Below are 17,703 nucleotides of genomic sequence, written 5' to 3'. Positions count from 1 at the left end.
ACGATGAAAGCCCTTGAGAAATCCAAGCCCGAGGAAGGTCTGTGGATGGTGCAGGCCCCGGTACCAGAGATCGGCCCCGACGAGGTTCTGATCCGCATCAACAAGACCGGGATTTGCGGCACGGATATTCATATCTGGAACTGGGATGAATGGGCTGCGGCCACCGTGCCGATCCCGATGATCACCGGCCACGAGTTCGCGGGTGAAATTGTTGAATTGGGTCGCAACGTGACAGGGATGACGGTCGGCCAGCGCTGTTCAGGCGAGGGGCATCTGATCACCCCTGACAGCCGCCAGAGCCGTGCGGGCAAGTTCCACCTTGATCCCGGCACGCGCGGTATCGGTGTGAATGAACAGGGTGCCTTTGCGCAATACCTGAAACTGCCTGCCTTTAACGTGGTGCCCCTGCCTGACGACGTACCGGATGAGATCGGGGCGATCCTCGACCCGCTGGGCAATGCCGTGCACACTGCACTCAGCTTCGATCTGCTGGGCGAGGATGTATTGATTACTGGCGCAGGCCCTATCGGCATCATGGCCGCCGCCGTTGCCCGTCACGCCGGTGCCCGGCATGTAGTGATCACCGATATCAACCCCGACCGCCTGAAACTGGCCGAACACGTGGTACCAACGGTACGCACCGTTGATGTGTCCAAAGAGGATCTGCAGGATGTCATCGCGGAACTGGGCATGACTCAGGGCTTTGATGTCGGGCTTGAAATGTCGGGCTCGCAAGCCGCGCTGGACCAGATGGTCGAAGCGCTGGTTATGGGGGGCAAGATCGCGCTGTTGGGGATTCCGCCCGGAAAATCTCCGGTGGACTGGTCGCGCATCGTGTTCAAAGCTATCACCATCAAGGGTGTCTATGGGCGCGAGATGTTCGAAACCTGGTACAAGATGATCGCCATGTTGCAGAACGGGCTGGATGTCAGCCGCGTAATCACCCACCAGTTCGCGGTCGATGACTTTGCCCAGGGATTCAAGGCCATGAAATCCGGTCAATCAGGCAAGGTGGTTCTGGACTGGACCTAACGCTCTGGAACCGTGCGGGTTTTGTCCCTAAACAGGGATAAACCCGCGCGTCTGGAGGAGCACATGGGCGACAAAGACAGGTATACAGAACGGGGAATCGAAGAGTCTCTGGTCACCGATTTCACAGAAACTCACCGCAAAAGCTATGGGGATTTTCTGCAACTTAAGACTCTGCTGAACCTGCAAAAGACCTTTCAGGACCCGGCCCAACCTGATGAGATGTTGTTCATCATCATTCATCAGGTCAGCGAACTGTGGCTGAAACTGATGCACCATCAACTTGTCGAAGTCCGCCGGTTCTTGCAGCAGGACGATTTCGGTCCCGCGATGAAGAACCTCGACCGGATCAAGGCGATCCAACGGCAGTTGATCGCCGCGTGGGAGACGCTACTGACTATGACTCCCGCGGACTACATGACGTTTCGGGACGCATTAGGCAGTTCGTCAGGCTTTCAAAGCTATGGCTATCGCCAAATCGAGTTCATTCTGGGCAACAAAGATCCCCAGACCCTGAAAGTGCATGCGCATGACCCAGAAGTGATGGAGATGCTGAACGCGGCTCTTACCAAACCCTCGCTCTATGACGAAGTGCTGCGGATGCTGGCCCGGCAAGGGTTTGACGTGCCGCATGATCTGATCGAGCGGGATTACGCAAAGCCCTACTCCGGCGATCCGCGTATCGTCAAAATCTGGGTCGAAGTGTTCCGCAACACGGAGCAATACTGGGATCTTTACGCGCTGGCCGAAAAACTGATGGATGTGGAATCTCTGTTCCAGAGGTGGCGATTCGATCATGCAACCGCGGTTGAGCGCGTGATCGGAATGCAGCCCGGAACGGGTGGATCTAGCGGCGTGGCCTTCCTGCGCAAGGCGCTGGAGTTGCGGTTTTTCCACGACCTCTACGACGTGCGAACCGAACTGATGTATACTGGGGAATAGGCCATGCTGTATCGCGGATTCACCCAAGAAGAGCTTGAGCAGGAGTATTCCCCTAGCTCAATGATTGGCGGTGATCTGACGCCATATCTAGCCAGCTATTCTGCCCTCAGCACACAGGCACGGTCTGAAATTAGGATGCAGGAAAACCGTTCCTATGGCGACAGCCCGACGCAAGTTCTGGATTTCTTCCCCGCACCTGGCGCCAACGCGCCTTTGCATGTCTTTATTCATGGTGGCTATTGGCAGGCGCTTAGCCAGCGTGAGTCGGCCCCTATGGCACCGGTATTGCATGAGAACGGGCAAGCCTTTGCCACGCTGAATTATACGCTCGCCCCCGATGCCAGATTGGGGCAGATGGTCGAAGAATGCCGTACCGCCTTGTTGTGGCTCGCGTCACAGGCCGAAACACTGGGTTTTGATCCATCAAACATCACACTTTCAGGCCATAGTGCAGGCGCCCATCTGGTCGCGATGGTCATGGCGACGTCTTCAAAGGCATTTGCGCAGGCTGGCCTGCGGGTGCGCAATGTGATCCTGATTAGCGGGATCTATGACCTTGTTCCGATCAGCCTGACCTCGGTGAATGATCCGCTGCAACTGACCAAGGTCGAGGTTCACGATCTCTCACCCTGCCTCAACCTGCCCGCACCGGGACCGCGTTACAGGGTAACCGTCGCCGAGCGGGATACGCCCGAGTTCATCCGCCAAAGCCGTGACTATGCTGAACTACTGCGCAAGGCCGGACATTCGGTCAGTTTCGATCTGCAGAAGGGCAAGCATCATTTTGACATCATCATGCCGTCGGGCACGTTTCTGTCGTCGCGCACGGACTAACCTAAATGAAAACAGCGGCCTAGTGGGGCCGCTGTTTCAAGTTTCTTTCTAGATCCGGATCAGTCCAGCGTACGCGTGACCTCTTCGCGTTCGAAAATCTCGATCACGTCGCCGGCGCGAATATCGTCGTAATTCTCGAACGCCATACCGCATTCCTGACCCGACTGAACCTCGGCCACTTCATCCTTGAAGCGCTTGAGGGTCTTCAGCGTGCCTTCGTGGATCACCACGTTGTCGCGCAGCAGGCGTACGCCAGCCGAGCGGCGGGCAACACCTTCGGTGACCAGACAGCCGGCAACTTTGCCAACACCGGTAACCTTGAAGACCTCTTTGATCTCGGCGTAACCGATGAACTTTTCGCGAATCTCGGCGCTCAGCAGGCCCGATGCGGCTGCTTTCACGTCATCAACCAGATCGTAGATCACCGAGTAATACCGGATCTCGACGCCCTTCTGGTTCGCGGTATTCCGCGCCGATGCGTTGGCACGGACATTGAAACCAAAGATCGGAGCGCCGGAGGCTTCGGCCAGGCCGACATCCGTCTCGGTGATCGCACCAACGCCCGAGTGTAGAACACGTACGCGCACTTCGTCATTGCCGATCTTCTCCATCGCCTGAACGATGGCTTCGGCAGAGCCCTGCACATCCGCTTTCATCAGAATAGGCAGCTCGGTGACGTTTTCGTCTTCCTTGGCCTTCTGCATCAGCTGCTCAAGGGTGGTCGCGGCACCGGCGGCGGCGCGTTTGTCCTTGGCGGCTTGCTCACGATAAGCAGCGATCTCACGGGCCTGCGCTTCGGTCTCGGTCACGTTCAGAACGTCACCTGCTTCGGGCGTGCCGTTGAGCCCCAGAACCTCGACCGGAACCGAGGGGCCAGCTTCTTTGACGCGGTCGCCCTTGTCGTTGATCAGCGCACGCACCTTACCGTACTGCTCACCCACGACAAAGATATCGCCCTGACGCAGCGTGCCGTTCTGAACCAGAACGGTAGCGACGGGGCCACGGCCCACATCCAGCTGCGCCTCGATCACGGCACCTTGGGCGGCGCGATCTGGGTTGGCTTTCAGTTCCAGAATCTCGGCCTGCAGTGCAATGGCTTCCAGCAATTCGTCCAGACCCTGACCAGTCATGGCCGAGACCTCAACGTCCTGAACCTCACCCGACATCTTCTCGACGATCACTTCGTGCTGCAACAAGTCAGTGCGGACTTTGTCGGGGTTCGCGTCGGGCTTGTCGATCTTGTTGATCGCCACGATCATCGGCACTTCGGCCGCTTTGGCGTGGTTGATCGCCTCAATCGTCTGCGGCATCACCGCGTCATCAGCGGCGACAACCAGAACCACGATATCCGTGACCTGAGCCCCGCGCGAGCGCATTGAGGTAAAGGCCGCGTGTCCCGGTGTATCCAGGAAGGTCAGCGTGGTGCCACCATCGGTTTTCACCTGATAGGCGCCGATATGCTGGGTGATGCCACCAGCTTCGCCGGCAACAACACGCGCGTCGCGGATCGCATCCAGCAACGAGGTTTTGCCGTGGTCAACGTGACCCATGATGGTGATGACCGGCGGACGCGGCTGCAGATCGTCATCGCTGTCTTCGACCTCTTTGATGACGTCTTCAACGTCCGAATCGGACACACGCGTGACCTTGTGGCCAAATTCTTCGATGATCAGTTCAGCGGTGTCAGCATCGATGGTCTGGTTCTGCGTGACCATCATACCCATCTGCATCAGCGATTTGACAACGTCAGCGACACGCTCGGCCATACGGTTGGCCAGTTCCGAGACCATGATCGCCTCGGGCAGCTGAACGTCGCGGATCACCTTTTCCCGCTCGACCGTGCCGCCCATGGCCTTCTGGCGCGCACGCTCCTGCTTGCGCTTCATCGCGGCCATCGAGCGTTGGCGATTGCCTTCGCCGCCAGTGGCCTGACCAAGTGTCAGCTTGCCCGAGCGGCGGTTGTCGTCACGGCCCTTGCCACGGCCACGCTGCTCACGCTCGCGATCCTGCTTGCGCGGTGCCGCAGCAGGTGCAGGCTTGCTGGATGGGCTGCGTGCGGCCTTGGGCTCGGCGGGAGCCGGGGCTGCGGCAGCACGCTGGGCTGCTTCCTCGGCCTCTTTACGCTTGCGTTCTTCCTCTTCGGCCTTGGCACGGGCACGCTCTTCAGCTTCACGCTGCTCGCGTTCCTTGGCCTCTTGTTCGGCCCGGCGGCGTGCGCGTTCTTCTTCGCGCGCCTTTTCCTGCGCCTCACGGGCAGCGGCCTCTTCAGCCTCGCGCGCTTTGGCGGCTTGCAACGCCTTCATACGACGCGCCATTTCCGCATCGGAAATACCCGCTGGGCGACGCGAAGGATCACCCGAAGGTGTCGCACCACCACTTGGTTTGGTCGCGCCCGGCTTGGGTACGACCACGCGTTTGCGTTTGGTCTCCACCACGACATTCTTGGTGCGTCCGTGGCTGAAACTCTGTTTCACATTTCCGGGGCGTGCCCCGCCACGAAGACCCAATGTCTTTTTGCCGTCACTATCGCTCATAAAGCTTCTTACCCTTCCGAGCGGCCCTTGCCGCCGTCATCCTTTTCGCGCAAGCCACGCAGGCGCTGCGCTTCCTCTACAACACGTTTGGCGAGTCCGCCAGAGGCCAAGGCCGCATGAATCACGGTTTGGCGCCCAAATGCCGCCCCAAGCTCGTCTGCGGTCAGCCAGCCGATATATTTCCCGAAGTGCGGCGTGCTGAGTTTCGACTTGCCGCGCCCCGATCCGTCTGAGGCCTGAATCAGCACCTGGGCCTCTTCCCGGTCCAGCCACGACTTGACCTTTTCATACCCGGCGACCGCATCTCCGGATTTGCGCGCCAGACTGATCAGTTCGATCACACGACGCGCCACCTGTTTCTCGACCTCATCGGTCAGGTCCTTGGCGGCACTCACCTGTGCCTTAAACCCGCGCGAGAACAGTTTCTTGTTCACCGCCTTGTCCAGCGCCGCGCGATCCGCCGCCACGTAAACCCCACGCCCCGGCAATTTCGCCGCGACATCGGGAAAGACCTGACCATCCGGCCCCGTCACAAAGCGGATCAAGCCATATTTGGGCTGAACCTCGCCCGTGGCGATGCACTTGCGTTCAGGGCCTTCCGACCGATCCTTATGGACGCCACCGCGACCCATGTCAGCCACCCGAGGCCTGAGATCAGGCCTCGACCTCCTCATCTGTTGCTTCACCGTCTTCTTCGGCCTGCTCCAGCTCGGCCGGATCGACCCAACCCAGCATGATGCGCGCGGTCATGACCAGATCCTGCGCCTCTTCCAGCGTCACGCCGAAGGGCTCCAGTACACCATCATCCTTGATGCGTTCGCCATCGACCGTAGTCCAGCCACCGGCCAGTTCCCAGTCGGCGCAGGTTGCGAAGTCTTCCAGAGTCTTCACATCATCCTTGGCCAGCGCCTCTACCATCTGGGGTGTCAGGCCCTCGAATTCAATAAGACTGTCCTCGGCACCCAGCGCACGGGCTGCATCCAGCGCCGCCTTGGCCTGAGCTTCCAGGAATTCGCGTGCACGTGTCTGAAGTTCTTGCGCGGTACCTTCATCCACACCGTCGATGACCAGCAGTTCGTCGATTTCAACGTATGCCACTTCTTCGAGGTTGGTGAAGCCTTCAGAAACCAGCAGCTGAGCGAAGAATTCGTCCAGATCCAGCGTTTCCATGAACAACTGGGTACGGGCCTCGAATTCTTTCTGACGGCGCGCCGATTCTTCGGCTTCGGTCATGATGTCGATGTCCAGATTGGTCAGCTGGCTGGCCAGACGCACGTTCTGACCACGACGGCCAATGGCGAGGCTCAGTTGCTCCTCGGGAACCACAACTTCGATCTTGCCGGCTTCTTCGTCCAGAACCACCTTTGAAACTTCGGCGGGCTGCAGAGCGTTGACAAGGAAAGTCGGCTGATCTTCGTTCCACGGAATGATGTCGATCTTTTCGCCCTGCAGCTCGTTCACAACGGCCTGCACGCGGCTGCCGCGCATACCAACACAAGCGCCGACGGGGTCAATTGAGCCGTCATAAGAAATCACGGCAATCTTGGCGCGCGAGCCGGGATCACGAGCAACGGCCTTGACCTCGATGATGCCGTCATAGATTTCCGGAACTTCCATCTTGAACAGCTCGGCCATGAATTCCGGCGCAGTGCGCGACAGGAAGATCTGGTGACCACGCACCTCGCGGCGAACCTCTTTGATATAGGCGCGCACACGGTCATTCGGGCGATAGCTTTCGCGACCGATCTTGTCATTGCGGCGCAGAACAGCCTCGGCACCGCCCAGATCGACGATCACATTGCCAAACTCTTCACGCTTGACCGCACCGTTGATGATGGTGCCGGCACGATCCTTGAATTCTTCGTACTGACGATCACGCTCGGCTTCGCGAACCTTTTGCAAGATGACCTGCTTGGCGGACTGAGCCGCGATACGGCCCATTTCCACGGGCGGGACTTCTTCGACGAAGACGTCACCAACCTCGGGCGCTTCCATGTACTGTTTCGCCTGCTCGACGGTCATCTCGGCCTGATAGTTCTCAAGCTCTTCATCCTCGACCACGGTGCGGACGCGGGTAAAGGTCGCCTTGCCAGTCTTGCGGTCGATCGAGACACGAATGTCCATCTCGGCACCGTAACGGCTCTTGGCGGCGCGGGCGAGCGATTCCTCCATCGCTTCGACGACCAGACCAGGGTCGATCATCTTTTCGCGGGCCACAGCCTCGGCGGTCTGCAGCAGCTCCAGCTGGTTGGCTGAGGTGATTGCCATCAGTTCGTCTCCTCTTCGGACCCTTCGGTCTCAATCTCGTCGAAAGCGTTTTCGTTCAGGGCGCCGGCGTCTTTGCGCTGGCGCAGCATTTCCTTGATCAGATCATCGGTCAGGACCAGCTTGGCGTCGCTCAACCAGTCGAATTGCAGACCGATGGTGATCGTCTCGTCCCCCTCGGGGATGTTGATCAGAACCTCGTCCCCTTCGACCCCGGCCAATTCGCCCTTGAAGCGGCGGCGACCGTCGATCAGTTCTGCGGTTTCGATCTTGGCCTCATACCCTTCGAACGTCTCAAAATCTTTGAGACGGGTCAGAGGACGGTCAATTCCAGGGCTGGAAACTTCAAGCGTGTAGGCGTCCAAAATGGGGTCTTCGACATCCAGCGTGGCGCTGACCGCATTGGAAATCTCGGCGCAGTCATCCACTTCGATGCCGCCATCGGGCTTGTCTGCCATTATCTGCATCGTGGTGGTCTTGCCGCTCATCAGCCGAATGCGGACAAGCTCATACCCCAGATCCTCGATCACAGGGGTGATGATCTCGGCCAGTCGCCGGTCGATGGCAGCTTTGGCTATCAGGTCGTTTGTCATTCAGGTTCTCTACCCTGCTATCGGGCACAAAAAAACGGGCGCGCGGCCCGTCGAATTTTCCGGTGGAGCCCCGGACCAGAAGTCCGACGCGCCGCTGTTGCAACTGCATATACGCAGGAGTTCCTGAGTCTGCAACCCCCGGCGCAAATCGTGATCAAATTTACGCCAGCCACCACCGTTCGGCGATGCGCCCATCATCCAGCGCAGCCCGGCTGATCTGGCGCGGCATACCGACATGAGAGGCCATTGCCAACGCCATCTCGGCCTCAGACGGATGATATCGCAGCCCGCGTTGCGCGGTCACCTCCTCACCAGCCGGGAGCGCTGCGATATCTACATATCCATCGCGCAATGCTTCGGCCCGCACCCCGGCGTCCGGGATCACGATAATCTCAAGCGTATCAACCCATCCTGCCGTTCCGCTTTTGTAGTGATTGGACACCCTGCGTGCGAGGAAATGACGTTCATCCTCGGCCCGCTCAACCCGGTAGCATCCTGTGCCGTTGGCCTGAGCCAGTGGCGTCACGTCCCCTCGCGCAATGACAAACCGTGACCCAGCCAGCAAGAATGGTAGTCCCGGGTTGCCCTCAGCCAATTGCAACTGCACACGATCAGGTGCAATGGCCTCGGCCTGACCAATATCTTCCAGAACAGCTAGAACATCGTTCACGTCCAGCTTGGTGCCATCGTGGAACACAGTATCATCGCGCAGATCAAAGTTCCAGACCCGCGCATCAGCATCGGTCTGCCAATTTGTAGCCAGCTCTCCGCGCAGGGTACCATCGGGCGCGATCTCGGTCAGGCTGTCAAAGACTGCGCCCCGAGCCACCTGTTCCAGACTGTTGTCGCGTGGCACCGCCAGCCGCAAGGTGCCACCCTGTTTCGGCGTATCGGCCAGAGACGCTCCTGTCGCCGCCAGCAAAGCGGCGGCGGCGCCCGAGGCAAATAATGCGCGACGGTCGATGCGAGTCATACCGTTTCCTCCGACACGCGATCCATGATCCGAACCAGTTCCGCGCTGATGCCCGGTTCTGACAGGGCGTGACCGGCCTGCCGCACCATCTTCAGTTCGACATTGGGCCAGCGCTCGGACAGGTTCCATGCAGCCTGCGGTGGGCAGATCATGTCATAGCGTCCCTGAACGATATGACCGGGAATATGGGCAATCCGATCCATCTGATCCAGAATTTGCCCGTCATACTCAAGAAACGCCTTGTTCGTGAAATAGTGATTCTCAAGCCGCGCAAAAGTTCGCGCGTATTCGCCGGGGCTTTCCCCGACCGACCCGTTGGTGTGGATCGAAGCCAAGGCGTTCTCCCAATGCGACCACGCGCGGGCATAGAGGATCTCGGTCGCGCGGTCGCCCGAAAACAGGCGCTTGTTGTAGGCCGCAATTGCGTCATTTACTTCATGTTCGGGCAAGAGAGAGGTGAACTTGGCCCATTGTTCAGGCCAGAATTTGCCCGCACCACCGCCATAAAACCAGTCCAGCTCGGCCTGTGTGGCCAGAAACACGCCGCGCAATACCAGCCGATTTATCCGATCCGGATGTGTTTGGGCATAGATCAACGCCAGTGTCGCGCCCCAGCTACCGCCAAAGACGATCCAATCTTCGATGTCGAACAATTTGCGCAGACGCTCGATATCCGCCACCAGATGCCATGTCGTGTTGTTTTCGACCGACGCGGTTGGCCGCGACCGACCACATCCGCGCTGATCAAAGAGAATCACCCGATAGGCATCCGGGTTGAAATACCGTCGCATCGCCGGGCTGCAGCCGCCGCCCGGCCCGCCGTGCAGGATCACCACTGGTATCCCATTGGGATTACCGCATTGTTCCACATAAATACGGTGCCCATCACCCATATCGACCACGCGCTGATCGAACGGATCGATCGGCGGGTAAAGATATTGAACTGCGCGCTTTTGGTCCGGGTACTTATCCATTACGGCCCTATATAGTCCTTAAGCGTAAAAGAGCACACGGAGACAGGAATGCAAGCGCATCCGAACACGGTTGACCCGTCCGAGATCGCAAAATTCGAGGCGATGGCTGCGGAATGGTGGGACCCGCATGGGAAATTCAAACCTCTGCACATGCTGAATCCGTGCCGTCTGGATTATATCACACAGCAGATTGCGGGAGAGTTTGACCGTGATCTGAAAGCTCCGCGTCCCTTCGAAGGCTTGCGCCTGCTGGATATCGGCTGCGGCGGCGGGTTATTGAGCGAACCGATGGCGCGTTTGGGCGCCACGGTCGTGGGCGCTGACGCCGCCGAAGGCAACCTGCCTGTCGCTCGCATCCATGCCGAGCAATCGGGGCTGCAGATCGACTACCGCTACACTACCGCCGAAGACATGGCCGCCGCATGCGAACAGTTCGATGTGGTGCTTAATATGGAAGTGGTCGAACACGTCGCTGATCCGTTGGGTTTCCTGACCGCATCGCAGCAATTGCTGAAACCGGGCGGGTTACTGATCTGTTCAACCATCAATCGCAACCCAAAATCCTACGCGATGGCCATCATCGGGGCCGAGGTCGTCATGCGTTGGCTGCCGCGCGGCACGCACGAGTGGAACAAGTTCATCACCCCGGATGAGCTGTTCGACCTGCTGCGCCAGGCCGGGCTGGAACCGGTGGACCGCAAGGGGTTCGTCTTCAACCCGATCCTGTGGAGCTGGTCGATCTCGGACCGGGATTTGAGTGTGAACTATGTGACGGCGAGTGTGAAGCCGAGGTAGGATGGGCGATTGCACCCATCTTACAATTACCTATTTGACGGCCAAACGGTGAAAACTGAATGCTGGAGCAAACCCAGCTTCGTCTAACGCTTGTTTAAGAAGCCCATTTAGAAAAACACGATGTGGTACGCCCTGGTCGCGCCAAATGTCGATCCCGGACGCCGCATCTGCATTGCAGACAACGTCCCCGGGCTTGGCATCCTTCCATTCAGGAAGTCGAAAAAGGTCATCCCGGTCGGGTCGGGCTCGTCGAAGAACTTTTGACTCAGCAATGTTCAGCGTGCCGGATTTGTTTGCGATCCACAGGATCGAGTAGTCCTGCTCAATCGGTGTGATCTTGTCTCTTTCGAACAGGTTGACGGGATAAAGCCCCCCTTGCCCTTATTCGAGATTTTTGAGGATATCAGCCACATCTGATCGGATCGCCAGAATTCCAAACAAAGTGATTACAGGAGAATACTTCCCGTAGTGAGGCTCAAAATCATGATCTTCAGGAGCAACCTCTTGAAAGAAATCCGGCAAGATATCCTGCTGCTCCAGCGGCTCCCCATGGCGCTGCCAACGATACAGATTCGCATGATAACCTGATCCGGGTTGCCACCTGAAGGCATTGAAGCGTTCACTTGGTTCTTCAGGAAAATCATCGGGGACAAGCGCCCGGAATGGCCTCTGCAGGTCCATCCCGACGGTAATGTCTGAAACCCAAATTTCATCCGTCATCTTTTACGATCCTTTGGCGCAGTTGGCGTAAAGCCCCTACTCCCCCTCCAACTGCAACCGCAAATCCCGTAGCACGGGCAGCGTGCTGCGCACCCGCTCCAGCCCCAGCTCTCCGACCACGCGGTTGATCAGCGGGGCAATCGAGGAAATCGCCTGATCGCGTGCGCGTCGGCCTGCGGGGCTGATGGCGACCATCTTGCGGCGGGCGTCGTCCCAGTCGGGGCGGATGTGGATATAACCGGCCCATTCTAGCTTGGCCAAAGTGTTGGTCATTGCGCCTCGGGTCACGTGGAAGGTGTTGGCCAATTGCGCGGGGGTGCGCTCGTCGCCGACAAACACCAGATGGTTCAGCACCGAGAAATGCGAGATTTCCATGCCTTTGGGCAGCACCCGGCTCAGCCGGTTGCGCAATAGCTGATCGGCGGTCAGGATCTCGCTGAACAGCGTGACCGCCAGGGCATTTTTTTCGTCAGTCATGGTCCGGTTCTGGATCAGGGTCCGTCAAAGGAGCGGACATGTGTTAGTGAAGGCACGCGTCTTCGCGCCTCTGTAACAGACCTATCATCCAAATCAAAAAAGTGAATGCCCGGATCGGTGCCTGCGTCGATCAGCACCTCTCCCCACGGGGCGACAATCATACTGTGGCCGTGTGTATATCGCGTCTTGCCGCGAGTTTTAGGGTGCTCACCCGTTTGTGCCGGAGCCAGCACCCAGCAGCCGGTCTCAATGGCCCGCGCGCGCAGCAGCGCTTCCCAGTGGGCCGCACCGGTGACCGGCGAAAACGCCGCCGGGACAGTGAGAATCCGCGCGCCTGCCTGCGCCAAAGCGGCATACAGGTAGGGAAATCGAATATCATAGCAGATGGTCAGGCCGACTTTACCGAAATCGGTGTCGGCAATCACCGCTTTTTGACCGGGGCGGTAGTTCTTCGATTCGCGGAAGGTCTCGGATTCCGTGACCTGCACGTCGAACATGTGAATCTTGTCATACCGCGCCACGATCTGCCCCTGCGGGTCGATCATGAAGCTACGGTTGGCAAAGCGGCCATCGGTATCATGCGTTTTGATCGCTAGTGACCCGATCAGCAGCCAAACACCCAAATTGGCGGCCTGTTCGCCAAGGCCCGCCAGAGTGATATCGTCCTCTTCATGCTGCAAAACCTCGCGCTGCCGAGTGGTGCTGGTTGAGACGCAATTCGTGACTTCAGGCGTCAGAATGAACTGCGCACCTTGCGCAGCCGCATCGGCCATCATGGTTCGCACCATGTCCAGATTCTCGGTCGGATCATCCGACGCGGTGATCTGCAGCAAAGCGGTTTTCATCAAGCCGCCAGCAGGCGATCCAGCTTGCCCTGACGTTCAAGCTCGTAAAGATCGTCGCACCCACCAACATGGGTGGTGCCCACAAAAATCTGCGGCACAGTGCGTTTTCCTGCCGCGCGCTGGATCATTTCAGGTTTGCGTTTCGGATGCATCAGCACGTCGATTTCCTTGAATTCGACGCCTTTCTGTTTCAGCAACCGCTTGGCCGCATGACAAAAGCCGCACAGCGGCGAGGTGTAGATTTCTACCGGCTTCATATTCCGTCCCTTTGGGTTTCGCACATTCTTGGGCGAATTAGGCATCCTTGGCAACGCGCGCCAGTACCAACACGAAAATATGATTTGCCCCTGACGCGCGACAGACACGCGCGCAGGCGTCCAAGGTCGCACCCGAGGTCATAACATCATCGACCAGAAGAATATCCTGGCCTCTGATCATGGGTGCACGTTTTCGGTGCAGGGATATGGCGTTGGACAGCGCAAGGGATCGCTCAACCGCAGTTTTTCCATCCAGAACAGGGGTGCGTACCGTGCGTACCAGAAGATCGGGGCATACACTCAACTCCGCTTCCCGGCCCAGATGCCCCGCCAGCAGCGCCGATTGATTGTAGCGACGCTTGATCAGCCGGGTCCAGTGCAGCGGAACCGGTGCGATCAGCATGTTCGGGTGCAACAGCTCTTGCCCGGCTTGGGCCATCCAGCGGGCGGCAGGGCGGGCCAGCTCAGGCCGATCCCCGTGCTTAAAGGCAAGTATAAGTGCCTTCGCGCCCCCCTGATACAGCAACGCTGCCCGACCATGCCGCCACGCGCGCGGTGCCCTGAGGCAGTCATCACATTCAATCCGGTGCCCGTCCTGCGCGCCGGGAAGTGGCATGCCGCAGCTTTCGCAGACGGTGCCACCGATGAACGGCGTGTCGCGCCAGCATGCGCCGCAGAGGCCGAAATCGGATTCGGTCAGTGCTCCGCAGGACAAGCAACGCGGTGGGTAGATCATTTCGACAGCGGTTTGAATCCCCTGACGAATGCGATACTTGCGGCTTATGAAACTTCCGTCCGACACTGCACCCTCTTTGTTTGACCGCGCAGTCCTTGCGCTTCACCGCAGCCGCGTGCGGGACGAGGCGCTTTTCCTGCACCGTGCCGCCGTTGACGAAGTGCAGGATCGTCTGTCCATGGTTAACAAAACCTTTAAGGCGCCCGCCGTCGTGACCCCCTTCCCCCATATCTGGGAGGGGTTGTGGCCCGAGGCTCGGGTGATTGGGGATGAAGATGTTCTCGACTTGACGCCAAGTGCGCATGATCTCGTGATACATGCGATGGCGCTGCATTGGGCAAACGACCCGGTCGGGCAACTGATCCAATGCCATCGCGCCCTAAAATCCGACGGATTGCTGTTAGCGGTATGTTTAGGGGGCGACACCCTTAAGGAATTACGCGCGGCCTTGGGTCAAGCCGAGATCGAGGTGACTGGCGGTCTCAGCCCCCGTATTGCTCCTATGGCCGAGCTTCGTGATCTGGGGGGGCTGCTGCAGCGGGCCGGGCTGGCTTTGCCCGTCGCCGACAAGGCGACACTGTCTGCGGAATACCGCGATCTGCTGCATCTGATGCGTGACCTGCGTGCAATGGGAGAAACCAACGCATTGGCCGATCGCCTGAAACACGCGACCCGACGTGCTGTTTTTGACAAAGCGCAAGACATCTATGCCGGACATTACAAATCGCCACAGGGCCGCCTGACGGCAACCTTTGAACTGATCTGTCTGACGGGCTGGACCCCCGATGACAGCCAACCCAAACCTTTGCGTCCGGGATCCGCCAAGATGCGGCTGGCTGATGCGCTAGGTACGGATGAGGGCAAACTGCCCGATTGACGACCGGCCTTTTCCCTATATCTCAGGCCAGACACCACAAATCAGGAAGCTTTCAATGTTTGATGCCACTCGTCCAACCCATGCCCCTGCAGACCATCCCAAGGTCAAGATGGGCCGCGTCGGCATCCTGCTGGCTAATCTGGGAACTCCAGATGACTACAGTTATTGGCCTATGCGGCGGTATCTGAACGAGTTCTTGTCGGACAAGCGCGTGATCGACTACCCGGCGTGGAAGTGGCAGCCGATTCTGCAAAGCATCATTCTGACCAAGCGGCCTTTCAGTTCGGGTGAGGCGTACAAGTCAATCTGGAATCACGATAAGGGCGAAAGCCCGTTGATGACGATCACCAAAGATCAGACTGCCAAGCTGCGCGCAGCGATGCAGCAGCGGTATGGCGATCGGGTGATGCTGGATTTTTGCATGCGCTACGGCAATCCTTCAACTCCGTCGAAGGTCCGAGAGATGGTAGAAGAAGGCTGTGATCGCATCCTGTTCTTCCCGCTCTACCCGCAATATGCCGGTGCCACGACTGCTACAGCAAATGATCAGTTCTTCCGCGCGTTGATGAAAGAGACATGGCAGCCTGCCAGCCGAACTGTTCCGGCCTATTTCGACGAACCTGCCTATATCGATGCGTTGGCGAGCTCTGTCGAGCGCGCCTATGCAGATATGGAGACAAAACCGGATGTCTTGGTCTGCTCGTATCACGGGATGCCCCAGCGTTATTTGCAGCAAGGGGACCCCTACCACTGCCAATGCGTGAAAACATCAAGGCTACTGAAAGAGCGTCTGGGATGGACGGATGATCAGCTGATCTCAACCTTTCAATCGCGCTTTGGACCGGAAGAATGGCTGAAGCCCTACACCGTCGATCACGTGGCTGATCTGGCGCGTCAGGGTAAGAAGAACATCGCCGTCATCGCACCTGCCTTCTCTGCCGATTGCATTGAGACGCTGGAAGAGATCAACGAAGAGATCAAAGAGAGCTTCGAAGAGGCGGGTGGTGAATCGTTCACCTATATCCCTTGCCTTAACGACGATGATTCGCATATCGCCGCGCTGAGCAAGGTGATCGAAGACAATCTGCGTGGTTGGTTAGACTAATCGCGCGCTTTCACCAGACACGAAAAAAGGCGGTGGTTTGCACCACCGCCTTTTAAGTGCATAAAGTCTCGTCGACTTAGCTTGCTGCAACAGCTGCGGCAACAACAACCAGCAGGATCAGCGGCAGGATGATGCCCTGCGACGAACCTTGGGTCTCTTCGACAACAACAGGTGCTTCAACAACCGGCTCTTCCAGGTTGCCAGCATATGCGGTCGAAGCAGCAGCGGTCAGAGCAGCAGCGAGAACGAGTTTCTTCATATTAACCTCCAGAATTTGCGCGATTCCCAATAGCGAAACCACGCATCTAAGACTTACCTCGTGAGTTTTTCTAATCAGCAATGCAGGCGGATTGCAATTGCAACTTGTCCCGCAAGCGGGTTCGTGCGCGAAAATGTCGTCAAATTAGCAACACTTGCGTGCCGACCTTAGCCATAGAAAACAGTTCGGCGATGTCATCGTTGAACAAGCCAATGCACCCGTTCGACGACCGGCGTCCAATTTTACGCGTATCGTGGGTGCCATGGATGCGATAATACTTCCAGCTCAGATATAAAGCGTGTGTTCCCAGCGGGTTATCAGGACCCGGCGGAATATAATCCGGCCATTCAGGGTTGCGCTTTTTCATCGATGGCGTCGGTGACCAGCTTGGGCCTTCCACCTTGCGAATGACACTGGTGCGTCCGCGACGGGTCAATTCCTCGGTCAGAGGCACCGAAGAGGGGTACAGTTTGTATACGGATTGATCATCTGACCAATAATGCAGCGCTCTGGATACGGTATCCACCAGAATGGCACCGTTTCTTGTGTTCGAAAAATAGGGCTGCCAGTCCAACGCACGGAATCCCGACACATTGCGGCGTACCGGCGCTTCGGGTTCCGGGGCGGGGCGTAGCGGGTCGCCCGGAATATACTGAGCCAACGCAGGCGAGGCCAAGCTGGCGGTTGCACCGGCCAGGAATCCCCGGCGCGTCGATGTAAGAATATGTTTCTTGACCATGGAGATCGGTCCTCTGCTAACAGCAAATGCAAAATCTAAGGCATTTTATGGCCAGAATGCTTCAGTCGCAAATCAAACCGGCAGAATCACGCAAGGTTGGGGCATTGTAGGTTTGCTCCGGGCGGTCAAGCAGGCTATTTCCCTTCTCGACACAATATTTAGGCCGATCATGACACGTATTCTTTCTCTACTAGCGATTTGTTTTGTCGCACTTGCGGCATGTACCGATTCGGGCACATCCGCTATTGGCGCCGATGGCAGGCCGCTGCCATCCGTGTACAAAATTCGTGGCAACCCTGAAAAGCTGCAGTTCAGAATGCTGGATTCGGTGAATGCCTTGCGGCAGGCATCTGGCTTGCAACAGGTCCAATTGAACTCGCAACTGAATGCAGCTGCCGCCACTCATGCGAAAGACATGGCGCGACAGAATCGGCCATGGCATTTCGGTTCGGACGGTTCGTCTCCTTTGGATCGCGCGGCGCGCGCCGGTTACTTCGGTACATTCCTGGGTGAAGCGATCTCGGAAACCTTTGAGACCGAGACCGAAACGCTGGCCGCATGGATGCAGGAACCCGGTCCTCGTGCTGTGATCATGGACCCGCGCGCCACCCAGATGGGATTCGCCTGGCACCAAGAAGGCGGTGGCAAGATCTGGTGGACGCTGGAAATGGGATCCGGCGGCTGATCACGCCAGCTAAAGAAACAAAAAAATGCCCCCGACAAATCGGGGGCTTTTTTTGTTGATAAGT

General features: G+C 58.0%; 20 protein-coding genes. 7 read left to right on the top strand and 13 right to left on the bottom strand.

The window, feature by feature from the left end; all coding sequences use genetic code 11:
• The first annotated feature begins 3 nt into the window (after window positions 1-3).
• The 3 genes from tdh to ACR0L9_RS18850 all read left to right on the top strand — a co-directional run bounded on the left by tdh (window position 4) and on the right by ACR0L9_RS18850 (window position 2,805).
• Window positions 4-1,032, top strand: a complete 1,029-nt coding sequence (gene tdh, locus ACR0L9_RS18860; protein ID WP_170818669.1) for an L-threonine 3-dehydrogenase — start codon at window positions 4-6, stop codon at window positions 1,030-1,032.
• 63 nt (window positions 1,033-1,095) lie between these two features.
• Window positions 1,096-1,971, top strand: a complete 876-nt coding sequence (locus tag ACR0L9_RS18855; protein WP_170396070.1) for a tryptophan 2,3-dioxygenase — start codon at window positions 1,096-1,098, stop codon at window positions 1,969-1,971.
• A 3-nt stretch (window positions 1,972-1,974) separates the two neighbouring features.
• The gene (locus ACR0L9_RS18850) at window positions 1,975-2,805 is read left to right on the top strand and encodes an alpha/beta hydrolase (RefSeq protein WP_480896402.1); all 831 of its coding nucleotides are present in this window, start codon (window positions 1,975-1,977) and stop codon (window positions 2,803-2,805) included.
• Window positions 2,806-2,864: 59 nt separating this feature from the next.
• Here the strand turns inward: ACR0L9_RS18850 and infB are convergent, their stop codons facing one another.
• From infB to pip, 6 genes are all read right to left on the bottom strand, one after another.
• Window positions 2,865-5,339 carry a translation initiation factor IF-2 gene (infB, locus tag ACR0L9_RS18845; protein WP_170395359.1) on the bottom strand — a complete coding sequence of 825 codons (2,475 nt, stop codon included), beginning with the start codon at window positions 5,337-5,339 and terminating at the stop codon, window positions 2,865-2,867.
• An 8-nt stretch (window positions 5,340-5,347) separates the two neighbouring features.
• Window positions 5,348-5,971: an RNA-binding protein gene (locus ACR0L9_RS18840; protein WP_170395356.1), complete on the bottom strand. Its 624-nt coding sequence runs from the start codon at window positions 5,969-5,971 to the stop codon at window positions 5,348-5,350.
• Window positions 5,972-5,993: 22 nt separating this feature from the next.
• Window positions 5,994-7,607 (bottom strand): transcription termination factor NusA, encoded by a 1,614-nt coding sequence (gene nusA / locus ACR0L9_RS18835; protein WP_170423355.1) that lies wholly within the window; start codon window positions 7,605-7,607, stop codon window positions 5,994-5,996.
• Window positions 7,607-8,197, bottom strand: coding sequence for a ribosome maturation factor RimP (gene rimP / locus ACR0L9_RS18830; RefSeq protein WP_480896401.1), 591 nt, complete (start codon window positions 8,195-8,197; stop codon window positions 7,607-7,609). Before rimP ends, nusA begins: the two co-directional genes overlap by 1 nt.
• A gap of 160 nt (window positions 8,198-8,357) precedes the next feature.
• Complete coding sequence (locus ACR0L9_RS18825; protein WP_480896400.1) at window positions 8,358-9,170, bottom strand: ABC transporter substrate-binding protein; 813 nt, start codon at window positions 9,168-9,170, stop codon at window positions 8,358-8,360.
• Window positions 9,167-10,144, bottom strand: coding sequence for a prolyl aminopeptidase (gene pip, locus ACR0L9_RS18820; protein WP_480896399.1), 978 nt, complete (start codon window positions 10,142-10,144; stop codon window positions 9,167-9,169). The genes ACR0L9_RS18825 and pip overlap by 4 nt, the downstream gene beginning before the upstream one ends.
• Before the next feature lie 48 nt (window positions 10,145-10,192).
• Here pip and ubiG point away from each other — a divergent pair, with 48 nt between their 5' ends.
• Window positions 10,193-10,939: a bifunctional 2-polyprenyl-6-hydroxyphenol methylase/3-demethylubiquinol 3-O-methyltransferase UbiG gene (ubiG, locus tag ACR0L9_RS18815; RefSeq protein ID WP_480896398.1), complete on the top strand. Its 747-nt coding sequence runs from the start codon at window positions 10,193-10,195 to the stop codon at window positions 10,937-10,939.
• Between the two features lie 381 nt (window positions 10,940-11,320).
• On the opposite strand, the gene ACR0L9_RS18810 is transcribed toward ubiG, so the two are convergent.
• Genes ACR0L9_RS18810 through ACR0L9_RS18790 form a run of 5 tightly spaced genes read right to left on the bottom strand, consistent with a single transcriptional unit; the run spans window position 11,321 to window position 14,040 of the window.
• Window positions 11,321-11,659 carry a hypothetical protein gene (locus ACR0L9_RS18810; protein WP_170636520.1) on the bottom strand — a complete coding sequence of 113 codons (339 nt, stop codon included), beginning with the start codon at window positions 11,657-11,659 and terminating at the stop codon, window positions 11,321-11,323.
• A 36-nt stretch (window positions 11,660-11,695) separates the two neighbouring features.
• The gene (locus tag ACR0L9_RS18805) at window positions 11,696-12,136 is read right to left on the bottom strand and encodes a MarR family winged helix-turn-helix transcriptional regulator (protein ID WP_170395340.1); all 441 of its coding nucleotides are present in this window, start codon (window positions 12,134-12,136) and stop codon (window positions 11,696-11,698) included.
• Between the two features lie 14 nt (window positions 12,137-12,150).
• The gene (locus ACR0L9_RS18800) at window positions 12,151-12,981 is read right to left on the bottom strand and encodes a carbon-nitrogen hydrolase family protein (RefSeq protein ID WP_480896397.1); all 831 of its coding nucleotides are present in this window, start codon (window positions 12,979-12,981) and stop codon (window positions 12,151-12,153) included.
• The gene (gene grxC / locus ACR0L9_RS18795) at window positions 12,981-13,238 is read right to left on the bottom strand and encodes a glutaredoxin 3 (RefSeq protein WP_170395334.1); all 258 of its coding nucleotides are present in this window, start codon (window positions 13,236-13,238) and stop codon (window positions 12,981-12,983) included. The genes ACR0L9_RS18800 and grxC overlap by 1 nt, the downstream gene beginning before the upstream one ends.
• Window positions 13,239-13,275: 37 nt before the next feature.
• Window positions 13,276-14,040: a double zinc ribbon domain-containing protein gene (locus ACR0L9_RS18790; protein WP_480896396.1), complete on the bottom strand. Its 765-nt coding sequence runs from the start codon at window positions 14,038-14,040 to the stop codon at window positions 13,276-13,278.
• Between ACR0L9_RS18790 and ACR0L9_RS18785 the strand changes: the two genes are divergently transcribed.
• Window positions 14,021-14,851 (top strand): methyltransferase domain-containing protein, encoded by an 831-nt coding sequence (locus ACR0L9_RS18785; protein WP_480896395.1) that lies wholly within the window; start codon window positions 14,021-14,023, stop codon window positions 14,849-14,851. The two genes, ACR0L9_RS18790 and ACR0L9_RS18785, sit on opposite strands and share 20 nt — an antisense overlap.
• 55 nt (window positions 14,852-14,906) lie before the next feature.
• Window positions 14,907-15,956 (top strand): ferrochelatase, encoded by a 1,050-nt coding sequence (hemH, locus tag ACR0L9_RS18780; protein ID WP_170408671.1) that lies wholly within the window; start codon window positions 14,907-14,909, stop codon window positions 15,954-15,956.
• Between the two features lie 76 nt (window positions 15,957-16,032).
• Here the strand turns inward: hemH and ACR0L9_RS18775 are convergent, their stop codons facing one another.
• Together ACR0L9_RS18775 and ACR0L9_RS18770 are read right to left on the bottom strand one after the other, a co-directional pair.
• The gene (locus ACR0L9_RS18775) at window positions 16,033-16,215 is read right to left on the bottom strand and encodes a hypothetical protein (protein WP_010442520.1); all 183 of its coding nucleotides are present in this window, start codon (window positions 16,213-16,215) and stop codon (window positions 16,033-16,035) included.
• A 139-nt stretch (window positions 16,216-16,354) separates the two neighbouring features.
• Window positions 16,355-16,954: a L,D-transpeptidase gene (locus ACR0L9_RS18770; protein ID WP_170395325.1), complete on the bottom strand. Its 600-nt coding sequence runs from the start codon at window positions 16,952-16,954 to the stop codon at window positions 16,355-16,357.
• Between the two features lie 169 nt (window positions 16,955-17,123).
• Here ACR0L9_RS18770 and dalA point away from each other — a divergent pair, with 169 nt between their 5' ends.
• Window positions 17,124-17,639 carry a divisome-associated lipoprotein DalA gene (dalA, locus tag ACR0L9_RS18765; protein WP_255611997.1) on the top strand — a complete coding sequence of 172 codons (516 nt, stop codon included), beginning with the start codon at window positions 17,124-17,126 and terminating at the stop codon, window positions 17,637-17,639.
• The last annotated feature ends 64 nt before the right edge of the window (window positions 17,640-17,703 follow it).

Source organism: Ruegeria sp. I3 (assembly GCF_056532525.1).
Note: the sequence above shows the minus strand (reverse complement) of the source record. Positions and strands in the feature narration are given on the sequence as shown.

Excerpts from the sequence above, each read along its gene's own strand:
- hemH (WP_170408671.1), top strand. The coding sequence starts at position 14,907 with ATGTTTGATGCCACTCGTCCAACCCATGCCCCTGCAGACCATCCCAAG.
- ACR0L9_RS18805 (WP_170395340.1), bottom strand. The coding sequence starts at position 12,136 with ATGACTGACGAAAAAAATGCCCTGGCGGTCACGCTGTTCAGCGAGATC.
- nusA (WP_170423355.1), bottom strand. The coding sequence starts at position 7,607 with ATGGCAATCACCTCAGCCAACCAGCTGGAGCTGCTGCAGACCGCCGAG.
- ACR0L9_RS18825 (WP_480896400.1), bottom strand. The coding sequence starts at position 9,170 with ATGACTCGCATCGACCGTCGCGCATTATTTGCCTCGGGCGCCGCCGCC.
- pip (WP_480896399.1), bottom strand. The coding sequence starts at position 10,144 with ATGGATAAGTACCCGGACCAAAAGCGCGCAGTTCAATATCTTTACCCG.
- ACR0L9_RS18810 (WP_170636520.1), bottom strand. The coding sequence starts at position 11,659 with ATGACGGATGAAATTTGGGTTTCAGACATTACCGTCGGGATGGACCTG.
- infB (WP_170395359.1), bottom strand. The coding sequence starts at position 5,339 with ATGAGCGATAGTGACGGCAAAAAGACATTGGGTCTTCGTGGCGGGGCA.
- ACR0L9_RS18770 (WP_170395325.1), bottom strand. The coding sequence starts at position 16,954 with ATGGTCAAGAAACATATTCTTACATCGACGCGCCGGGGATTCCTGGCC.
- dalA (WP_255611997.1), top strand. The coding sequence starts at position 17,124 with ATGACACGTATTCTTTCTCTACTAGCGATTTGTTTTGTCGCACTTGCG.
- ACR0L9_RS18850 (WP_480896402.1), top strand. The coding sequence starts at position 1,975 with ATGCTGTATCGCGGATTCACCCAAGAAGAGCTTGAGCAGGAGTATTCC.
- ACR0L9_RS18800 (WP_480896397.1), bottom strand. The coding sequence starts at position 12,981 with ATGAAAACCGCTTTGCTGCAGATCACCGCGTCGGATGATCCGACCGAG.
- tdh (WP_170818669.1), top strand. The coding sequence starts at position 4 with ATGAAAGCCCTTGAGAAATCCAAGCCCGAGGAAGGTCTGTGGATGGTG.
- ACR0L9_RS18775 (WP_010442520.1), bottom strand. The coding sequence starts at position 16,215 with ATGAAGAAACTCGTTCTCGCTGCTGCTCTGACCGCTGCTGCTTCGACC.
- ACR0L9_RS18855 (WP_170396070.1), top strand. The coding sequence starts at position 1,096 with ATGGGCGACAAAGACAGGTATACAGAACGGGGAATCGAAGAGTCTCTG.
- grxC (WP_170395334.1), bottom strand. The coding sequence starts at position 13,238 with ATGAAGCCGGTAGAAATCTACACCTCGCCGCTGTGCGGCTTTTGTCAT.
- ubiG (WP_480896398.1), top strand. The coding sequence starts at position 10,193 with ATGCAAGCGCATCCGAACACGGTTGACCCGTCCGAGATCGCAAAATTC.
- ACR0L9_RS18785 (WP_480896395.1), top strand. The coding sequence starts at position 14,021 with ATGAAACTTCCGTCCGACACTGCACCCTCTTTGTTTGACCGCGCAGTC.
- rimP (WP_480896401.1), bottom strand. The coding sequence starts at position 8,197 with ATGACAAACGACCTGATAGCCAAAGCTGCCATCGACCGGCGACTGGCC.
- ACR0L9_RS18840 (WP_170395356.1), bottom strand. The coding sequence starts at position 5,971 with ATGGGTCGCGGTGGCGTCCATAAGGATCGGTCGGAAGGCCCTGAACGC.